We start from the raw sequence: 18939 nt of genomic DNA, 5'->3' as shown, positions 1-18939 counted from the left end.
CCAGGACCCCTTTTGAGGCGCTGATGCGCGGTTCCGGGACCAGGGCACAGATGGGGAGCACCGTTCGCCCCGGCGGCGGTTGTTTGCTGAGGGCGTAGGTAGCCTGCCCGACCGGTGCGGCGTACCTCACATCAGCCGTCGTCACCGGCACCACGGGGCCTACGGCGGTCCGGCCCGAGACTTTGCACAAACTCTGGTCGGATTCTTAGCTTTGCTTCGTCCAAACCGACAAATCGCAGCGAAAGTCCCGGTGAAGCCCAACAAAACGTCGATCTCGAGCGACCAGCGATACTGAATACGATGACCGACCGCGACGACTACCGATACCGGCAGGGTCCGCCCCCGCCTGGGTATGCCAGCGGCCCGCCCACCGAGCGGCTGCCCCGCATCGAGGTGCCTGCGGCCCCGATGCCACCGATGCCGCGGGTGCCGTATCCCCCGGTGCCGGCGCACCGACCGGCCCAGCCGGCCAAGCCCAAGCCGACCCGGGGTTGGCGCCGAGGGGTCCATGCCGCGACGTTCGGGCTGGTCAACCCCGGCCCGTCGCGCGAGGACAAGCGCCAGGCCGCGATGGAGGCCATGGTGGCCGCCCCGTTGCGCGGCCACTACAAGATCGGTGTGCTGGGCAAGGGCGGTGTCGGCAAGACGACGGTGTCGGCCAGCGTCGGATGTGTGCTGGCCGAGCTGCGCCGCGGTGACCGGGTGGTGGCGGTGGACGCCGACACCGCGTTCGGCCGGCTCGGCAGCCGGATCGACCCGCGCGCCGACGGCTCCTACTGGGAGCTGGCCAAGAACAAAAACCTGCGCTCGTTCGCCGAGGTGCTCACCCGGATGGGCAGCAATTCGTCGGGATTGTTCGTGCTGGCCGGGGAGAACGGCAGTCGCCGCGGGATTCTGGACCCGGCGATCTACCGCGAGGCCACAATGCGGCTCGACCGGCACTTCACGATTTCCATCGTCGACTGCGGTTCGACGATGGACGCCCCGGTCACCCAGGAAGCGATGCGCGACATGGACGCGCTGATCGTGGTGTCATCGCCGTGGCCGGACGGGGCCTCAGCGGCCGCACAGACGATGGAATGGCTTGCTGCCCACGGCAAGACCGGATTGATGCAGCGTTCGGTGATCGTGCTCAACGATTCCGACGGGCACTCCGACAAGAAGACGCGCGGGGTGCTCGCCGACCAGTTCCGCTCCCGGCGGCAGGCGGTGGTGGAGGTGCCGTTCGATCCGGGCCTGCGCCCCGGAGGGGTCATCAACAGCACCGCCGAGATGTCGATGCCGACCCGCCGTGCGTTCGTCGAAGTGGCAGCGGTCATTTCGCAGTTCTTCGCAACCATCCCGCCCCGTGGACCCCGTTAGTATCGGCGGCTACGTCGTCGAATCCGTGCTGGGCACGGGCGGTGTGGGCACCGTGTATCTGGCACACGATTCAGCGACGCCGGTCGCGCTCAAGGTCTCCACGTCCGGCGCACCCCCGGCCGTTGTCCATCCCAATATCGTGCCGGTCTACGAGCAGGGCACCACGCCGGACGGAAAGCACTGGCTGGCAATGCAGTACGTGGCCGGTGGGGATGCGGACAGCGAACTGCGGGCCGGGCGGATGTCACCTGAGCGGGCGGTGCACATCATCGCCGACATCGCTCGGGCGCTGGACTACGCGCATGCGCAGGGCGTGGTGCACGGTGACGTGAAGCCGTCGAATTTCCTTCTGGACCGCGACCGGGTTCTGCTCGCCGATTTCGGGTCGCGCCCTTTCGCCGCCGACGGAATGGTGCTGACGTCTGCCGCCTATGCGGCGCCGGAGATGTTGTGCGGCAACGAAGTGGACGGGCGGGCTGACGTATATTCATTGGGCTGCTCGCTGTTTCGGCTGCTGACCGGGAAGCCGCCGTTCTTCGACGCCGGCTCCAAGGACGAGGTGGTGCAGGCCCATCTGCATCGCGAACCCCCACGGCCCACCCGGTTCGCACCGTGGCTGCCTGCCGCCATGAACCACGTCATTGCCACGGCGATGGCGAAGGACACTCGGCTGCGCTACCCGAGCGCCGGTGGGCTTGCGCACGCCGCTGATGCGGCACTACACGTCAAAGACTGATGGGCACATGCTTTTCCGCGCATGCGTCCGCAACCGCTGCCATCAGGTCCTGGGTGCGCAGCGTCTCCAGATCCTCGACGGTCACCGAGCCACGACTGGTGCGGTTCTGCGCGGCTACCCGCGAATCACGCAGCCGCTCAGCGCGTTCCACGACGTTGCGGGCGAAGCGGCCGTTCTGCATGACGTCGATACCGTGAGTGCCGTCGGGGGCGAGGTAGGCCCGCAACTTGCGGCACGCCGCGTTCAGTGCGTCCTGCGCAGCCGGTTCGATCACCGTGGCGCGCGGCCCGCCGTAGCGGACGGCGATCTGCACCAGCTCATCGGGGCTGTACGACTCGAACCGCAGCTTACGGTTGAAACGTCCCGCCAAACCCGGGTTCACGGTGAGGAATTCGTCGACTTCCTTCTCGTAACCGGCACCGATGAAGCAGAAGTCGAAGCGGTGCACCTCCAAAGCGACCAGCAACTGGTTCACCGCCTCCATACCGATCATGTCCGGCCGGCCGTCGTGATGGCGCTCCACCAGGGAGTAGAACTCGTCCATGAACAAAATGCGTCCCAGCGAACGACTGATCAGCTCATTGGTTTTCGGCCCCGACGACCCGATGTGCTCGCCGCAGAAGTCGGCGCGCTTGACCTCGATGATCTCCGGATGCCGGACGATGCCCAGTCCGGCGTAGATCTTGCCGAGCGCCTCGGCCGTCGTCGTCTTACCGGTGCCGGGTGGACCGACGAGGAGCATGTGATTCGTCTGGTTGGTCACCGGTAGGCCGTGGGCAAGCCGCAGCTCGCGGACCTCGATCTGGTCTTCGAGCTCGGCGACCGCCCGCTTGACGTCGGCCAGGCCCACCTGATTGTTCAGCAGCGCACGGCCTTCGGCCAGCAGCTCGGTCCGCCGCTCGGCGTTCTCCTCTTCGGCCCGCTCGTTCTCCGACTGCTCGGTGCTGGCGTCCCACTTGTTGGAGCGGCTGTTGATCGTGTCCTCGTCGGTGACGACCAGCTGCAGCCGCTGATCGGCCAGCGCCTGCTTGGCCGGATCGATGAGCACGCCGTTGATCGTGGCCTTCGACAACCAGATCTGCGCCTTGTCCTCCTCGCCGAGCTGGCGGTGCGCCATCCCTCGCACATACGCGAGATCAGCTGCGATGAGCGGAAATTCGAGCGGATCGATCGCGGTGACCGCCGTATCCAACAAGCTGTGCCTGCGGGTCTCGGCGGCGCCACGCTCGGTGCGCAGCTCCACCCGGTCAGCCCAATCGAGAGCCACCCGGCCCTGCCCCAGATGCGCGGCGGCGTGCGCGGCCAGCGCGTTGGTGGCCGCCGTGACCGCCGACATGATGATCGCCTGCGGGGGCAGCACCCGAGCCGCCTCGGCGATGACGTCCGGCCAGCGCTGAGTGGCGAACATCAGATATGCCCGCACGTACTGCTGCCACTGATGGTTTTCCCAGGTATCCAGCAGTGCCGAATCCTCCAGCACCGCTTCGGCTTTCTCGAACTGCTTGTCGTCGACCAGCGCACTCGCCAGCGCCAGGCCGGCGTGCGACGACTCGGTGACGGTGATCGACAGGTATGGGCCGGCCTTGATCGGCGCACCCAGTCGCACACCGAGTCGGTTGGACTCGCGATGCAACCGCGACCCGTAGGCGAACAGCTGCTGCAGCGAATCCAGTGCATCGTCGCCGGCCGAGATCCTGCCCAGCCACGCATCGGCCATGGACGGGTCGATCCCGGTGGCGTCGCGGAAATGCCGCAGGGCGGTCGCAGGATCGGACTCCAGCACAGCCATCGCCTGGTCGAACTGGCGACGGGCGGCCGCGGTATCTGCACTACTGGTCATGACTAGTCTGCCAGCTCCAGTTCATCCGACCGCAAGCTGGTCGGTTCACTTGACACGTAACGGTTTTCGGCGCGGAACAGCTCCACCTCCACCATATACACCTGGCCGGCGGCGTTGACCTCGACGGTGGCCGGACCGATCTGGGTGATCACCACGTCGGCCGTGCCTCGTCGCGTCTCGCCGGGACGGCCCACCGAGATCACCGTGTTCGGCCGGGGAGCCGGCGCGACTGTTCCGTCGACCACGCTGACCGTGGTCCCCGACGCCGGTCGCGGCTGATCGGAGACGGCGATGTGCGGCATCCGCACACTCTCCCAGCGCTGCAGATCGCTGGTGTGCACCGTGATCCGGTCGCCCGCGCCTGCGGTCCGGACGACGATGCGCTTGGCGATCGGGTCCTCGGCCGCAATGTGGATGCGGCTGAACTCACCGGGATCGCCCAGCGGTAGCAGCAGCCGGTCACCGGCATTGACCTTGCCAAGCAGCACGCCGGACGGGCCGATCGGCAGAACCAGAGTTGCAGGCGCGCGCCCGCGGCTGAGACCGTGCAGTTCCGGCCTGGGCCCGCACAGATTGGCGGCGACGGCGCTCGCCTGTTCACCCGGCAGCGTCTTGAGCATCACGCTCGGCGGAGCTGTCGGCGGCTGGGCGCTGCGGATGGTGATGGTCGCACTCGCCGTTCCGTCTGGGAACAGGGTGATGTTCTGGATGATTCCGTCGGCACGCAACGCCCACGCCTGCGAGAGCATCTCGGCATTGATGTCGCGCGGCTGGTAGGCGTACGTGGTCAGCCAGCCGGCGTCGCTGCGTGCGGTCTTCCAGCGCTGGTTGTGTGATTCCAGCGCGGTACGGCCCAGTCGGCGCTCAAACTCGACCATATCCGTCGCGGTGGCCACTTTCGCGCGAATTCCGTTGCACCGCAGGCTTGCCGCGATACGTTGAGCTGCGGCCAGCGCTGCGGTTCCGACCGTGGCGCGGCGCCGCAACGCGTCGGCGTTCTCCAGGGCCCGCAGTCGGATCACCAACCAGGTCTCCCGCGCTCCGGCATACGGCGGCGTTCCGATGAGCGTGTCGTACACCCGCGGATAGTCGCCCGTGCTGCGGCGGCGCGAGCCCGCCGTCACCACCGACAGCGACTCGATCGTCAGCCCCAGACTCTGGTGCATGGCAGGCAACAGCTCGCTCACATCGAGGTTGTTGCGAGTCTGCGCCGCGGTAGAACCGGTGAAAATCGTTGGTGTGTGGGCCTTCCCGAGTAGTTGAACAGCGACGATGGCCACTCCGTCCTGGTACCGGACGCCGCCGCCGGAACGGTCGTTGGCCACCGTCACCGGCTCGCTGAGCAGAATGGGGCGATTGCGTCGCAGATACAGACCCGCCCACGACCACAGTGGTTGGCGGCGCCACGGAATCGCGAACAGGATCAGACCGAGGGCCAGTCCCACACCGGCACCGATGAGCCCGTAGACGACCCACCCGATCAGCCCCAGCGCCAGCACGGCGAGGATCACCGCGAGCTGGATGCTGTGACGTCTCATCGCGCCCGCCTGGCGCGGCCGATGATGCTCGCCAGCAAGACGGCCCCGACAACGGCGCCTGCGAAGATCAGCGCCACGTTGCGCGCGCGATGGTCGGGGGCGGCCGGTGGTGGCGGCGGGGCCATCACCCGGGTCATCGATCCGGGAGCCAGCCGGTCACCGGGCGGCACGTTGAATGTCAGTGCGGCAACGGGATCCACCACGCCGTAACCGACCTGGTTGTCCACCCCGCGAGGCGGGTTGTGCGCGGTCTGCAAGATGCGGTGGATGATCTGGTTCGCGGTCAGGTTCGGATACTTGGCTCGGACCAGCGCCGCGACACCGGAGACGTACGCCGCCGAGAAGCTGGTGCCCCAGAACGGCATGTTCCGCTCCCCGGGGCGCACCGGCGGATAGGCGTTGACCGGGCCTCCGGTCTGCGGCGACAGTCCCATGACACCGACGCCGGGCGCGGCGGCGGCCACCCAGGGTCCGGCCAGGCTCTTGTTGATCGGCGCGCCGGTATTGTCGACGGCTCCGACCGACAGCACGTAGTCGGAGAACCACGACGGCGACGACACGGTCTTGACCTGATGCCAGTCCCGGGGATCCGAGGTGTCCAGCGGGTCGAACGACGGGTTCTGCGCGCAGCCGTCCTCACCCTCGTTTCCGGCGGCGGCGACGATCACCGCGTCCTTGATTGTCGCGGCGTACCAGACGGCCGCACCGAGTGCGCGCTGATCCAGCGGGTCGGCGGCCGAGACGCACGACGTCACGCTGATGTTGATCACCTTGGCGCCCATGTTGGCGGCATGGACGATCGCACTGGCCAGCGTGGCCACGGTTCCGGCCTTCTTGCGGGCCTCGTTGTCACCGGGTCCCGGGTTCTCCGGTTCGTATGCGCGCGACGACTGACGGATCGAGATCACCACTGCGTGCGGGGCCACTCCTGCGACACCGTCCGGCGCTCCCGGCGGGGGCGGCGGCACCTCGGGATCCTCGGGCCCGTTGGGGTCCGGATCGCCCGGGCCCGCCGACGGCTGGTCCGGCGGAGGCGGTGGCGGTGGCGGTGGTGGCGCCGGTTTCGTCTCGGTGACCGTCACCGGGACAGGCGGGGGCGGCGGGGCCGGAGGCGCGGGCGGCGATCCCGGAGGCGGCGGCGCGGAGGTGACCGCAGGCGGGCCTGCCGGCGGCGGGAAGGCGGGAGTGGGCGGCATCGGAGCCGGCGGCGGACCGCCCTGCAAGCTGGCTGCGATCAGCGAGGCGACGATCGTGCCGTGCGCATCGCAGTCCATCAGGCCGTCGCCGCCCATGATGTAGTCCCCGCCGGGCACCACGGGTAGCCGCGGGCTGGGGTTGACCCCGGTGTCGATGACGGCCACCGGTACGCCGTTACCCGTCGAGTACTGCCATGCCTTGACGACGTTGAGCATCGCCAGATTCGGTGCGGGCAGTGCCACGTTGGGGTCGGCCACGGTGATGGTCCGGGCGCAGATGTTGCTCTGCCGCATCGGCTGATCCGGGCGCGGCGGACCGTCCGGCGGAACCATTGAGGGGTCCACACTCGGTGGCGGAATCGCCTGCGCTGCAGGGATGTTGGCGATCAATCCCGTCAGCAGGATGACCATCGCCGTCGCGGCAAACCGCTGTCCGATCATCGCATCCTGACCCAGGTGAACAACCCGCCGATCCAGGCAGCCAGCGGAAACGCTGCCACGATCGCGGCGAGTTCCAGCCATTCGGCCACCATGCGAACCAGGGGTGTGAACCGGGTGACCGGAACCAACAGTGCCGCAGCCAATCCAGCGCCTGCAAAAGCGGCCAGTGCCAGCGCGCCCCACAGCAGCGCCATGCCCGAGTCCGCCGGTGCGGCCAGCACGTACCGGATGACACCGACGCACAGTGCTGCGGCGGCGCCGCACACCAGCGCGACCGCCTGTCGCTTGTCGGCGAAAGCCCTGCCCCGGCTGATGAAGATGAGCACGAACAGTCCGGCCAGCACGGCCGCGGCAATGCTCTTGCCCTGGCCCGGCATCAGGGTCGCCCACACCGCCGCGGGCAGCGTGATCGCGGCCGCGATACAGATCCCGGTCAGTACGCTGTTCGCCCGTCGGGCGGCTTCGGTGATGATCGCGCCCGTCGGCGTGGTGTCCGGGTTCGGCTCGTCCTCGGTCTCGTCGTCGACCGGCGTGACGGTGTCGACGGGCAGCCCGTCGCTTCGGCGGAACAGATCGCGTCCGGTGATGGAACCGAAGTGCGGCGGGCGAATCCGGGCCGTCCACAGGGCGAAGGTCGGTGCCAGCGTCAGCAGCAGAAGCAAACCGATCAGCGCGCACATGCCCAGCCACTGCGCCGGGATCGGATTCCACATCCGGGCGACGCCGACCAGGGCGCCGATGCCGCACAGTGTCACCACCGTCGACGCGACGGTGACATGCCGCCCGGTCATCGTGACCACTCCGACGGTGAGCATTGCGGCGGCCAGGGCCGCGATGAAAACGTGGGCAGCCCCGACACCACCGGGCGCTCCGGCGGCAAAGCCGACCGCCAACAGCGGAACCGCCAGCCAGCCGAATCCGCTCAGCAGGTCGGCGCGTTGCGGCCACCACCGCCAGACCGAACCCGCGCCAACTGCGAGAAGCAATCCGGTCACGCCGGTGACGATGGCCGGGATGACGGAGTCGGTGTGCAGCCTGGTATGTACGCCCAGCCCGAGGACGGACAGCACCACCATCGCCAGCACCGCCAGCGCGGTGTGCGCGGCGGTCTCGGCGGTCACCGGGGCGAACAGCCGCTTGCCAACTCGGGCCAGGCCGGTGGACAGCGATTCGTACTGCGGCTCGAAGGACTCGCCCTCCTGGGCCGGCACCAGAACCAGGGTCGCACCGTCCTCGACGCCGAGCTCGTCCAACGTCTTGGTCACGTCGAGCCGAGTCCCGTTGGCGCGGTTCAGTTCATACGCGACGCCCGGGTCTAGGCCTGGGACGCCGCGCCGCTTGAGCTCCTCGTTGAGCAACTCGACGACGTTGTCGATGAATACCTCAACCGGCACGGATGCCGGATAGACCTGTGAGACAAGGTGTTCGCCGCAGATCACCGCGACCGCGCAGCGAGCCGGAAACGAGACCTTCGCCATCAACGCGGCCTATCGGCGTCCGGGATGTACTTGTCGGCCAATGCGGCAGTGATCTCGAACAGCCGCAGCCGGGTCTTCTTCTGCAACTCGTGCTGGGCGTCGATGATGCCGCCCTTGGCCAGATGCGGGTCGTAGGGCATGAATTCGACCGACGCACCGGACTGGCTGAACCGCTCGGTCAGATACTTGCGCGCGTCGGAGTCGTAGTTGTTGCGGCTGTCATTGAGGATCACCATGCTGCGGGACACCAACTCGTGATATCCCAGCGAGCGGAGCAGATCGATGGACCGGGTCACCGGCAGCGAGGTGTCGGCGGTCAGCCCCGAGACGAACACCAGGGTGTCGCACGCGTCGAACACCGCCTTCATGACCGGGTGCTCGAGATCGTCGGCAGTGTCCACCAGAATCACGTTGTGGGTACGGCGCAGCCGCGACAGCACACCGGTGAACATCGCCGGTACCAGTGGGCGGGGCTGGTCGGATGCCCGGTTGCCCGCCAGCACGTCGAGACCGATCTGGTTCTGCCCCAAGTGCTCTCGGATGTCGGCATAGCCCTGGACATCGGTGTCGTTGAGGACCGCGGAGTAGTCGCCCGGCGGTGCTTCGTCGATACGGCCCGCCAACGTACCGAAGCCCGGCGCGGCGTCGATCGCCACCACGTTCTCCGGACGGCATTCCCGGAAGACCGCGCCGACGCTCGCGGTCATCGTCGTCTTGCCGACACCGCCCTTACCCGACACGAATCCGATGACGTACTGCTTGCGAATGTGCCTGCGGATCCGTTCGCGCAGTTCGCGATAGTGCCGCTCGGCGGGTGACTCACCGAGGTTGATGGTCTTGAACGAGGCGTTGTAGATGAACTTGCGCCATCCCGAACCGGGCGGGATCTTGCGTGGCGCCACCATGTCCGAGATGCGCAGGGTGCCGGACACGGAGTCCTGGTGGCTGCGGTGGTGTGCACCGAAGCTTTCGCGGCCGACGGGATCGCGGGGATCTGCCGACCGCGGTGGTTCATTCCAGGGATTCGTCACCTAGACAACCTTTCTGTGCGAGTACCACTCGTCTTCGGCGGGCAGTCGGCGAACCATCTTCAGCACCGCGGACGCGATGTTGGCGGCTGACCCAGGCGAAATGATCATCCACGATTTTCCGGCGCGCGTGACGTGTTCGGACACCAGCCTGCCCTGCGGGGTGTCCAGGATGGTCACCGCCCCCTTCTCGATGTGCGAACGCGCAGGCCCGCTGGGCATACCGGACTGAATCGCAACCACCGAGGCCTGCGCCGACCGGTCGGTGTCGGCAGCCATCGTCAGCATGGTGACCTGATCGCTGTCGAACCTGCGGTCGAGCAGGAATGATCGCAGGCTCGCCTGATCATGAACCGCCGCAAGCAATTCGGGGACGTTAATGGTCACCGGGCGCAGAGACGCCGGCTTCATCTCGCCGCAGAGCCGCTCGATCTGCGAGTTGATCAGCATTCCGGCCGACTCTTCGGAACTCGCGGTACCGACACCGGACAGCCGCACCAGGATCCCGTTGCGTTCCAGGGCAACCCACCACTGTGCGAAGCGGGCCAGCAGAACCCGTTCCGGTTCGATGTCCTGCGCGGGCGTCTGCGCGTAGATCACCAGCGCGATGTCGCGGCGGGACAACACGGTCAGCCATTCCAGGACCGCCTCGTCGACGCCGCCCGCATCGTTGATGACACCCGCGGCGCGAAGCTCGTCGGCGATGGGGTGGGCCAGAGCCATCTGCGCGGTCTCGACACTGGGCAGATGCGGCCGCAGGCCGAGCTCTGGTGCCACTACTTCGATACCGGACAACACCTGCAGGACCCACAGGCCGTCCACTGTCGTCGTCAACATGGTTCTCCCCGAGACAGACAGCAGGGGCGCACCGACCGTGCGCCCCCACCGGCTGAGAACGTCGGCTTTAGAAGAGGTTGCCCATCTGGAGGTCGGTCTGATGTGCGCTGTCGTTCACGTTGCTGATCGTGGTGCCGTGCTGGTTCATCGTCTCGACGAGACCCTGCAGACCCTGCAGCATCTGCATCTGCGCCTCATGGAACGAGCCCGCCGCAGCGCCCTGGAAGAAATCGGCAATCGCGTTGGTGCGCTGCAGAATATCGTCGTGGATCTCCATCAGCTGAGCTGATCGCTGGCCGACGTCGGAGGCGAAATCGGCGACACCGCCGTGGTTGTAGGTGATGTTGTCCATGATCAAGTCCTTTTCGGTAGGTGGTCTGAGGGTCAGGCGTTCGCGGCGAAGCTGGTGAGGCTGTGCGCGGCGTCGGCCTCGTGCTGCTCCATCATCGAAGCCGCCTGGCTCAGGCCGTGGGCCAACCGAGTGCCGCCGGTGATCGTCTGCTGCAGGTCGTGGTTGATCTGGGCCGCGGTGTTCACCGACGCCAGCTGCGCCTGGCCGCCCCAGACCGCCGAGCCGAGGCCTTCGTGGTGGCTCAGGTAGCCGTTGGCGATGGCGGTGGCGTGCTCGAGCGCGGACTCGATGGCCTGCTGGGTGCTCCGCAGCACCTCCGGTGTGACGACGAGTGTCATGTGCTTCTCCCTTTTGCTGAGTGTGATCCCGGTGAGGGGATGTGTTGTCGAGTATCGGGTGGGGGCGGACCAGCTGTCACTTCACCCTCTGGCAAACGTTGACGGACGCACCCCCTAAGTACGAGCTATTAGCTGAGTCGCGGATCGCGTTGCGGATCATGCCCCACTACGACCTGCGCACGCGCAACATCGTCTTTGCTGTTCTCTCCCTTGCCTTGGCCGAGCATGCCGGCGTGCGCCGGCGACATCGGCATGGCGCCGCCACCCATCGGCGACGAGGTCGGGCCGCGTACTTCGGCCGCGCTGAGCAGACCCGTCTTCAGCGACGTCGGCCTGCCCGAGTTCTCCGGAGCAAAGCTGCTCGTCGGCCGGGTATAGCTGGTCAACCCCGCGCCCGGTACACCGCCACCGCCGCCACCGCCGCCGATACCGCCACCGGCCCCGCCGCCCCCGATACCGCCGACCGGAGCACCGGCTTTGACCAGGTCGGCGGCCGGCACGGCGGCGTCGGCGCCCTTCATCCCGTTCATTAGGCCACCGAGCTGACCCATCATCGACTGCGGCAGGCTCGACAGACCCTGGAAGGCCTGCATAGGCGCCTGGAACATGCCCATCAGCGGCTGCATGGCGCCCATCGCGGCCTGCATGGGCTGCATCATCATCGAACTCATCTCGCCACCGGCCGACGCCGGTGCGGCGGCGGTCTGGCCGGCCATCTGGGTGACCTGACCGGTGCCCTGGGTGGCAGCCTGCATGCCGGTGGTGCCGGCTGCCTGCGCGACAGCCGCAGCGGCGGAGGCACCCGCCGCGGGCGAAGCACCCAACGGCGCCAGCGGTGGCGGAATGGCCAGCGCGGCGACAAGCGCAGCCAGGGCCGCGCCATAGGCGGCACCCGCACCGGCGTTGTGCGGCCAGTGCTCGCCGTAGTACTCGGTATCCAGCGCGACGATCGCCGGCGTGAGCGCACCCAGGACGGCTGGGTTGATGCCCACGTCAGCGGCCTGCTCGGTGCGATTCGCGATAGAGACTTCCGCCGGAATCATCGACGACACCGCGGTCTCGTAGGCCGAGACGGCACTGGCGGCGATCGGCGGCTTCTCCTGCACCCAGCCGGCGAGCAGCTGCAGAGCTGTGTTGAGTCCGGTGACCGCGGTCATCGAACTCAGGCCGCCGACGCCCTCGAAATTCAGCGAAGTGACGGCGGTGTTCAGCTGCGACATCGAGAAGGCCAGCTCATTGCTGCCCATCAGCGCCTGCCAGGCCGCGCCGTTGGCCAACGTCGTCGCCGTCCCGCCTGCCCCCGGCCCGATGAGCCGGAGGTAGTTGGTTTCAGGCGAGAATGTCGGCCAGGCGTCTGCCATCGGTCTAGATGACCAGCGCCGCGTTGTTCAGGATGTCGGTGGCGGTGTAGGTCGCCGCGGCCAACTCCTGCGAGCCCGCGAACATGCCGCGATTGGCCAGGTGCTCTGAGGCAGTTGCGACGTATGAGGCGCCTGCGGCGTTGAGCGCCGCAGCGAACTGTGCAGAGTCCAGGTCCGCGCCCATCGGCAGCACACCCATCAGCGCCTCGGAGGCAGCCGACGTGGCCGCGCCCATTTCCGCACTCAGGCTGGTCTCGGTTGTTGCCGACGTCGACACCGTCGCTGCATTTACATTCAAAACCATGTTGCTCTCCTCCCGGTAATCACAGGCGTACCTGCAATCTTGCCTGATACTAGAGTGTGCTGGCGACCTAAGGCTACTTATGTGTTTGCGTTTGCAGCTAACTTGCAGATCGCCATTACTCTGGTGTTCCCACTAATACGCCTTCCATAACCCCGTCGGTAGTCACCATCAATCCGCGACCCGGTGGCAGTTGCTGAGCGCTGGTACGGCCGTACACCTTCACGGTCTGCGGGTCGTTGTCCATGAACAGCGTGGGGGCCCGTGAACCGGTGAGTTTCTGCAGGAACGGGCTCATCGCCGAGACACCGGCCCAGTTGCCTGGCAGACGGGCAGCGATGACGTGCAACCCGATCTCACGACTTCGCTCGATCAACGGCCACAGCGGCGCCGTCGCCGCGGCCTTGCCGATGGCTCCGCTGGGCCGCAATTCCTGCTCGTCGTCGATCAGCACATAGTGGTGCGGTCCGGTCCACGTCGTGCGGGTCAGCAGCTCCTCCTGGCTCAGCCCTGACGGTGGTAGCCGGTCCCGCATGATCTCGGCCAGATCGGCCAGCACCTGGTCGATATCGTCCGGGGTGTAGGCGTAGGCCCGCACGTGCGGGCCCTGGATCTTGCCGATCAGGCTGGTCTTCGGATCGATGATCGTGATCTGCGCCTCGTCGGGGGACAGCCGCGCGGCGATCGACTGCCCGAAAGCGGCCAGGCTGCTGGTCTTGCCGCAGCCCTGTCGGCCGACCACCAAAAGGTTGGGCACCTGCCGGCTCGGCAGGGCCACCGCCTGCAGCGCGCTCTCCCCCATCGCGAACGGAATGTCCAGGCTGTCGGCGGTGGCCGGGTAGGCGGCGATGATCTCGCGCAGTCCGATGCGTTCGGGCAGGCGGGCCAGCGTTTCCACCTTGCTCGCGCCGGTCTGGGCCGCGATCACCTGACCGACCTGGCGAGTGGGGATCCGCTCGCCGTTGGGGCCGACGATCTCAGGCAACCCGATCAGCAGTTCCTGACCGAGCCTGGTGACACCGAACCCGGGACGGTCCAAGGTGTTTCGTGCCGCCCGGCGATGCTCCATGCCGGTGCCCATCTGCGTCTCGTCAGGATTGCTCAGCCGCAACTGAATTCGCGCATTGGACACACTCAGCAGGGCCTGCTTCTGGCCGACCAACCAGCCGCTGGCACTGGTGGCGACGTGGATTCCGTACGACAGGCCTTGGCGCGCAATCGAGATCGCGCGGTCACCCATGCCGTTGTCCTTGTCATACAAGTCGCCGAAGTTGTCGATGACAAGGAAGATGTCGCCGAACTTGTCGTCGGGATCGGTACCGCCGCCGCCCGCCGCCCCGAATCGGCGCTCACGGAACTCGCCGATGTCCATCTGGTAGCGCTTGAACGACGCTTCCCGCGCCCGGATCAGGCCCTCGATGGTGGCCAGCGTGCGGGACACACCTTCGGTGTCGGTGAGGCTGACGACGCCCGCCACATGCGGAAGGTCTTCGACCGGATACAGCGACGCGCCGAGACAGAAGAACGTCACCCGCTCGGGCCGGTACATCAAAGCCGCGGAGGTGACCAGCGTCATCAGCGTGGTGGATTTTCCGCGCTGGGCCGTGGCGACCACCATGATGTTGTCCATCTCGGCATCGATGACATGCACCCGCTGGGCGTGGTCCTCGGGAAAGTCCTCGATTCCGACCGGGATGAGCAGGCCCGGGTTCTGGCCATAATCCACCCACCACGGCTTGCCGCGCCAGCGCTCCACCAGAGCGTCGGCGGTCTCGCCGACTTCCAGTGGCGGCAGCCAGATCTGGTGCGGTGCGCGGGCCGGGTGCGAGATCAACGATTCCCGGATGACGTCGAGCAGCTTCTTCTTCTTGAAACCGTCTGCGTGGTAGAGGTATTCGTCGGGCTCCTCGGGAGCGTCGGCCTCGGCGAGTGCGGCGTTGTCCTCGGCGGACAGCGGCTGGTACTCCCATGTCAGCGGGCGCGGCTGGGTGAAGCTGACGTCCACGGTGGTGTCGGTGGTCACCACCTTCTTCGGCACCACGAACGGTGCCGACACATAGAAGCAGCGGAACTGCTCGAGTTCACGCGGCCCGACCTTGAGCAGACCGTAGCCGGCTTCTTTGGACGGCAGGTGCAGCGCGGCGTCGCTGCCGATCACATCGCGGGAATCCTCTGCGGTCTCCGCACGCAGTGCAACCCGGAAAGCGATGTTGCTCTTGGCTTTACTCAACGACGACAGATCCAGCCGCTGACCGCCGAGGGTGAAGAAGACGTTACAGCCGCGGCCTTCCTGACCGATGTGAATGACCAGGTCGATCCACTCGGGGTGATGGTGGAACAGCTCGAGATACTCATCGATGATGACCAGCAAGATCGGCACCGGTTCCAGATCGCGGCCCGCCAGCCGCATCTCCTCGTACTCGTTGGCATCGCGGGCGCCGGCGTCCTTGAACAGCCGGTAACGGCGGGCGATTTCGCCGTCGATGGCTTTACGCATCCGCTCGGCGAGGTGGCGGTCGTCCTTGCCCAGGTTGGACAGTGAACCCGCCACGTGCGGCAAGCCCGCGAGATCCTGGGCAGCCGACTCGAACTTCATGTCGACGAAGATCACGATGAACGTCTCCGGCGAGTGGGTCAGCGCGATCCCGTTACACAGCGACAGGAAGTACTCGGACTTGCCGGAACCAGAGGTTCCGATCACCACGGAGTGGAAGCCGAAACCACCGAAGTCCTTGGCTCGCAGCACGATGTACTGCAGTTCGCCACCGGGCTTGACGCCGACCGGGACCACCGCCCACTTCGGGTCCCCGCGGCCTCGGCTCTCGGCCCACAGCCGATCGACGTCGAGACGGCGCGGATCGGTGATACCCAACGCGCGCAACAACTCTCCGCCCTGGCTGTCGGTCTCGGACAGCTCACCCGCGGTCATCGGCGACCACCGGGCCAATGAGCGTGCGTAGCGGTCGGCGGTGCTCTCGGCGAGCATGTCGGCGACGGCGTAGAAGGCATTGCGATGCCGCAGCCGGCCCTCGCGCAGGCTGAAGCGCTCCTCCTCGGCGGAGAATCCGACTCCGATTCCGGGCCGGGACGCCAAGCGCAACACCGTTATTCCGGCCATGCCCTTCTGACCGGTGATGCCTTCCCACTGCTCAGGCGTGCCGACGTTGTCGTCGACGATCACCCAGTGCGGGCCCAGTGCGTTGCCGGACGCCGCCTCCATCGGGGAGAGCATGGTCGTCGGGCTGGAGCCGCTGGGCGGCGTCCACGGCCCGCGGCCCTTGCGATGCAACTCGGCGTCGAGCGCATCCTCGAGCTCGGTGGGCGAGGTGAAGACCAGCCGCCGCAGCCCGCAGGCATCGAACATCTCGTCGTGTTGATTGTGCGGCAACCACACCAGCCACGACCACAGTTCAGGGTGCCGGGTGACGACCATCAGCTTGACGTCGTTGGGGCTGTGATAAACCGCCAACTCACACAGCACCGCTCGCATGAAAGCGTGCAGTTCCTCGGGATCGTCCCCGACAAAGCTGAATCCCGGGCGGGAGCGCAGGCTCAGCACCTTGCCGATGCCGCGGATCTTGCTCTGCTCCAGGATGAAGTCGCGCAGCGCGCGGCCCGTCACCGGCTCGAGCTCCTCGCCGACGGGTACCTCGGGCCACTGCAGCGACACCGCCGAGTCGGCGGTCGACTGCACCCCGATGCCCAGCCGCACGTCCAGATAGTCAGCGTCGGAGGGGCGGCGTTCCCACATGCGGGGGCCGCCGATCACCGTGTCGAGCTCCTGCGGGTCGCCGTGCACGAACAGCTGGCTACGGCGTTGGTCCTGCGCGGCGCGCTGCACTTCGTCGCGATCGTCGTCGAGCTGGCGCAGATACATCCGCCGCTGCTTTTCCTGCTCGCCCCAACTGATGCGGCGGCCGCGGCCGAGCCGGCCGCTGAACATCAGCGCACCGAACCCGACCAGACCCACCATCGGAAAGAAGCCGGACTGCAGGGAGCGAACGCCGGACGTGTACATCACGACCAGCGTGCCGATGATGCCGACCAGCAGCGCAGGCAGTGCAATCATCAGCAGGATGTTGCGCGGCTCCCGCTCGGGCAGCGCCAGCGGCGGCGCGACCGCCACCCGAACCGGTGGAACGGCCGGCGTCGACTTACGCGGGCCTCGGACGAATCCCCTCTTCGACACCGCTATCCTCCCGCGTTCTGTTGGCCGGGTGCGGCCACCGGGGCCACCGCACCGCCGGGGTCGATGGTGTCGCGCGCCAGCAGCGCGGTCGCGCGGTTGATGGCCGGGCCCGCGGCGAACGTGCGCAGGATCGGCCACGGCGCCTGTACCGCAAGGCGCGGGTCCACTCCCAGCGCCTGCAGCGTGCTCTGATCCCATTCGATGCCGTATCGAACCCCTTGCGGGGAAACCCAATACAGACTCTCGCGGGTGTCCGACGAGGTTGCCGCACTGGTGGATGCGGCGAAGTTCGCCGCACCCGGCAGCATCAGGGTCTGGTTGGCCTCGACGGAGTCGGGGTCACGGCTGTCGCGGACCAGTCGCACGATGTGCGAATCCATGCCCTCCGGGCTCGGCAATCCACGCCCGCTGAAGAACGTCACCGCGGCCTGCCGGTCGGTGGTCTGCTTCTGCCAGCCCACGCATGTGACCGGATTGGCATCGGTGTCGACGAAATCGAGCTTGCCGGTCGGATAGAAGTCGACGTTGAGCACCGTGACCTGCGGGATATCGACAAGCTTGTCGGGCGAGATCAGTTGCGGGGTGGTCGAACCCTGGCTGTTCGCGGTGCGCAGCAGGTCTGCGACGAAGCCGGTGATCTTCTGGACGCCGTCGGGAAGCAGCGCATAGAACCCGCTGACGTTGCCGTTCGAGTCCTTGGTTTCCAGAACGCTGCCCACGACGGAACCGGCGAGTAGGCGCGACGGTGTGCCGGCCTCCGGAATAGCAGGCACGACAAGGGGTTCCGTTGCCGGCATGGCGTCGAACAGCGCGTTCGAGATGTCGATCGGGCGCGTCACGCCGGGGTCGAGGCCGAGGTTGAAGGTGACCGAGCGGTCGGCCGGGTCGATCTGGGTGCGCTGCCCGTTCCACACCAGATACGTCGCGGTGCCGTGGGTGGCCAGCACCGCCTGCGTCGAGCGCATGGGCTGTGCACGGCCGCCACCGTAGATCTCGCCGGCGATGGCCGTGACGACCGGAGTCTGGCCGCTGCCCCGTGCCGCGGCGGTGTCACACAACGACCATGCCGACACCGGGTTCGCCGACACGGTCAGATCGTCGGGGATACCGGGGATTCCGATCATCGGCCCGGTCGGATATTTCGCGATCTCTTTGGCATTGACCCAGGTCGGTGATGACGAGCTGCCGGTCGCGAGGCGGGCCGAGGTCAGGTTCAGCGCCGGGTACAGCCGGTTGTCGATCTTGGCGTAGAGCGCACCGGTGTCGCGGTTGCCGATGATGTTCGACTGGCCCACCAGACCGGCGGGCTTCATGAAATGCAGCAGCGCCATCCACCCGCAGCCGATCAGCACGAAGACGATCGACAGTGCGACGGCTGCCTGCTGCTTGCGGTCGTCGTGCTTCATCCGCACCGAGAAGCGGGTGATCGCTGCCCGCAGCCTGCGGTTGTAGAACAGGTGCCCGGAGTTTTGGTCCCGGTTCGACAGATTCAGCGGCACGGGTGGTGTCCCTCCGCCAGGTCTGCAGGGGTCACCGCAGTCCACCTCCGTACCGTGCTTGATTGTCGGATTCGGCTTCCTCGCGCAATGCGGCGAATGCCAGGTTCAGCCGCTCACTGAGCTCACCGTGGGTGTAATCGGTCACGACAGCCGGATGCAAAGTCAGTTCAACGAGTTTGCCGTCGGAGTTGGCCACCGCGTGTATGTCCCCCAGGTCGACGCTGTAGGTGATGGTCTCGGCCTGCGCGACGAGCGCCTCCCAACGCTCGGCAGCCTCACTCAGCTCCCTCAAGACCGCGTCGACGAGATCCCTGTCGCTAAGCTCGCGACCGCTGCCCGATCCCGCCACGTCACAAGTATGTCGACCGTCGCTACCTGCGTCAATTCACTTCTACAGCATCGGCGGGCGCCACCGGGACAAAACGTCCCAGCAACCTCGCACC

General features: G+C 67.1%; 15 protein-coding genes. 2 read left to right on the top strand and 13 right to left on the bottom strand.

The features are described 5' to 3' along the window. The first annotated feature begins 300 nt into the window (after positions 1-300). Positions 301-1362 carry a MinD/ParA family ATP-binding protein gene (locus G6N32_RS00755; protein WP_115317791.1) on the top strand — a complete coding sequence of 354 codons (1062 nt, stop codon included), beginning with the start codon at positions 301-303 and terminating at the stop codon, positions 1360-1362. Beyond that, a complete protein-coding gene (locus G6N32_RS00750; protein ID WP_163789041.1) occupies positions 1349-2098 on the top strand; it encodes a serine/threonine protein kinase in 750 nt (249 codons plus the stop codon). Before G6N32_RS00755 ends, G6N32_RS00750 begins: the two co-directional genes overlap by 14 nt. On the opposite strand, the gene eccA is transcribed toward G6N32_RS00750, so the two are convergent. The 13 genes from eccA to G6N32_RS00685 form a co-directional block, all read right to left on the bottom strand. Beyond that, positions 2088-3938, bottom strand: coding sequence for a type VII secretion AAA-ATPase EccA (gene eccA, locus G6N32_RS00745; RefSeq protein ID WP_115317793.1), 1851 nt, complete (start codon positions 3936-3938; stop codon positions 2088-2090). The two genes, G6N32_RS00750 and eccA, sit on opposite strands and share 11 nt — an antisense overlap. A 2-nt stretch (positions 3939-3940) precedes the next feature. Next, positions 3941-5476 (bottom strand): type VII secretion protein EccE, encoded by a 1536-nt coding sequence (gene eccE, locus G6N32_RS00740; protein ID WP_115317794.1) that lies wholly within the window; start codon positions 5474-5476, stop codon positions 3941-3943. Beyond that, complete coding sequence (gene mycP / locus G6N32_RS00735) at positions 5473-7113, bottom strand: type VII secretion-associated serine protease mycosin (protein ID WP_115317795.1); 1641 nt, start codon at positions 7111-7113, stop codon at positions 5473-5475. The genes eccE and mycP overlap by 4 nt, the downstream gene beginning before the upstream one ends. Beyond that, a complete protein-coding gene (gene eccD / locus G6N32_RS00730; protein WP_115317796.1) occupies positions 7110-8591 on the bottom strand; it encodes a type VII secretion integral membrane protein EccD in 1482 nt (493 codons plus the stop codon). Before eccD ends, mycP begins: the two co-directional genes overlap by 4 nt. Further along, positions 8591-9622: a MinD/ParA family ATP-binding protein gene (locus G6N32_RS00725; protein ID WP_308213164.1), complete on the bottom strand. Its 1032-nt coding sequence runs from the start codon at positions 9620-9622 to the stop codon at positions 8591-8593. The genes eccD and G6N32_RS00725 overlap by 1 nt, the downstream gene beginning before the upstream one ends. After that, positions 9623-10456 carry an ESX secretion-associated protein EspG gene (locus G6N32_RS00720; protein WP_115317797.1) on the bottom strand — a complete coding sequence of 278 codons (834 nt, stop codon included), beginning with the start codon at positions 10454-10456 and terminating at the stop codon, positions 9623-9625. Between the two features lie 67 nt (positions 10457-10523). Beyond that, positions 10524-10808 carry a WXG100 family type VII secretion target gene (locus tag G6N32_RS00715; RefSeq protein WP_276048142.1) on the bottom strand — a complete coding sequence of 95 codons (285 nt, stop codon included), beginning with the start codon at positions 10806-10808 and terminating at the stop codon, positions 10524-10526. A gap of 32 nt (positions 10809-10840) precedes the next feature. Next, the gene (locus G6N32_RS00710; RefSeq protein WP_102805990.1) at positions 10841-11146 is read right to left on the bottom strand and encodes a WXG100 family type VII secretion target; all 306 of its coding nucleotides are present in this window, start codon (positions 11144-11146) and stop codon (positions 10841-10843) included. A 128-nt stretch (positions 11147-11274) separates the two neighbouring features. After that, positions 11275-12507, bottom strand: coding sequence for a PPE domain-containing protein (locus G6N32_RS00705; protein ID WP_115317798.1), 1233 nt, complete (start codon positions 12505-12507; stop codon positions 11275-11277). 4 nt (positions 12508-12511) lie between these two features. Then, complete coding sequence (locus G6N32_RS00700; RefSeq protein ID WP_102805988.1) at positions 12512-12811, bottom strand: PE domain-containing protein; 300 nt, start codon at positions 12809-12811, stop codon at positions 12512-12514. A gap of 115 nt (positions 12812-12926) precedes the next feature. Further along, a complete protein-coding gene (eccCa, locus tag G6N32_RS00695) occupies positions 12927-16997 on the bottom strand; it encodes a type VII secretion protein EccCa (protein ID WP_115317799.1) in 4071 nt (1356 codons plus the stop codon). A 2-nt stretch (positions 16998-16999) separates the two neighbouring features. Then, on the bottom strand, positions 17000-18496 hold the full coding sequence (eccB, locus tag G6N32_RS00690) for a type VII secretion protein EccB (protein ID WP_115317800.1): 1497 nt from the start codon (positions 18494-18496) through the stop codon (positions 17000-17002). A 31-nt stretch (positions 18497-18527) separates the two neighbouring features. Further along, a complete protein-coding gene (locus G6N32_RS00685) occupies positions 18528-18845 on the bottom strand; it encodes a DUF2710 family protein (protein WP_115317801.1) in 318 nt (105 codons plus the stop codon). Positions 18846-18939 lie beyond the last annotated feature (94 nt).

This window comes from Mycolicibacterium aichiense (assembly GCF_010726245.1).
GTDB lineage: Bacteria > Actinomycetota > Actinomycetes > Mycobacteriales > Mycobacteriaceae > Mycobacterium > Mycobacterium aichiense.
Note: the sequence above shows the minus strand (reverse complement) of the source record. Positions and strands in the feature narration are given on the sequence as shown.

Excerpts from the sequence above, each read along its gene's own strand:
- G6N32_RS00720 (WP_115317797.1), bottom strand. The coding sequence starts at position 10,456 with ATGTTGACGACGACAGTGGACGGCCTGTGGGTCCTGCAGGTGTTGTCC.
- G6N32_RS00715 (WP_276048142.1), bottom strand. The coding sequence starts at position 10,808 with ATGGACAACATCACCTACAACCACGGCGGTGTCGCCGATTTCGCCTCC.
- eccD (WP_115317796.1), bottom strand. The coding sequence starts at position 8,591 with ATGGCGAAGGTCTCGTTTCCGGCTCGCTGCGCGGTCGCGGTGATCTGC.
- G6N32_RS00700 (WP_102805988.1), bottom strand. The coding sequence starts at position 12,811 with ATGGTTTTGAATGTAAATGCAGCGACGGTGTCGACGTCGGCAACAACC.
- G6N32_RS00755 (WP_115317791.1), top strand. The coding sequence starts at position 301 with ATGACCGACCGCGACGACTACCGATACCGGCAGGGTCCGCCCCCGCCT.
- mycP (WP_115317795.1), bottom strand. The coding sequence starts at position 7,113 with ATGATCGGACAGCGGTTTGCCGCGACGGCGATGGTCATCCTGCTGACG.
- eccE (WP_115317794.1), bottom strand. The coding sequence starts at position 5,476 with ATGAGACGTCACAGCATCCAGCTCGCGGTGATCCTCGCCGTGCTGGCG.
- eccA (WP_115317793.1), bottom strand. The coding sequence starts at position 3,938 with ATGACCAGTAGTGCAGATACCGCGGCCGCCCGTCGCCAGTTCGACCAG.
- G6N32_RS00710 (WP_102805990.1), bottom strand. The coding sequence starts at position 11,146 with ATGACACTCGTCGTCACACCGGAGGTGCTGCGGAGCACCCAGCAGGCC.
- G6N32_RS00705 (WP_115317798.1), bottom strand. The coding sequence starts at position 12,507 with ATGGCAGACGCCTGGCCGACATTCTCGCCTGAAACCAACTACCTCCGG.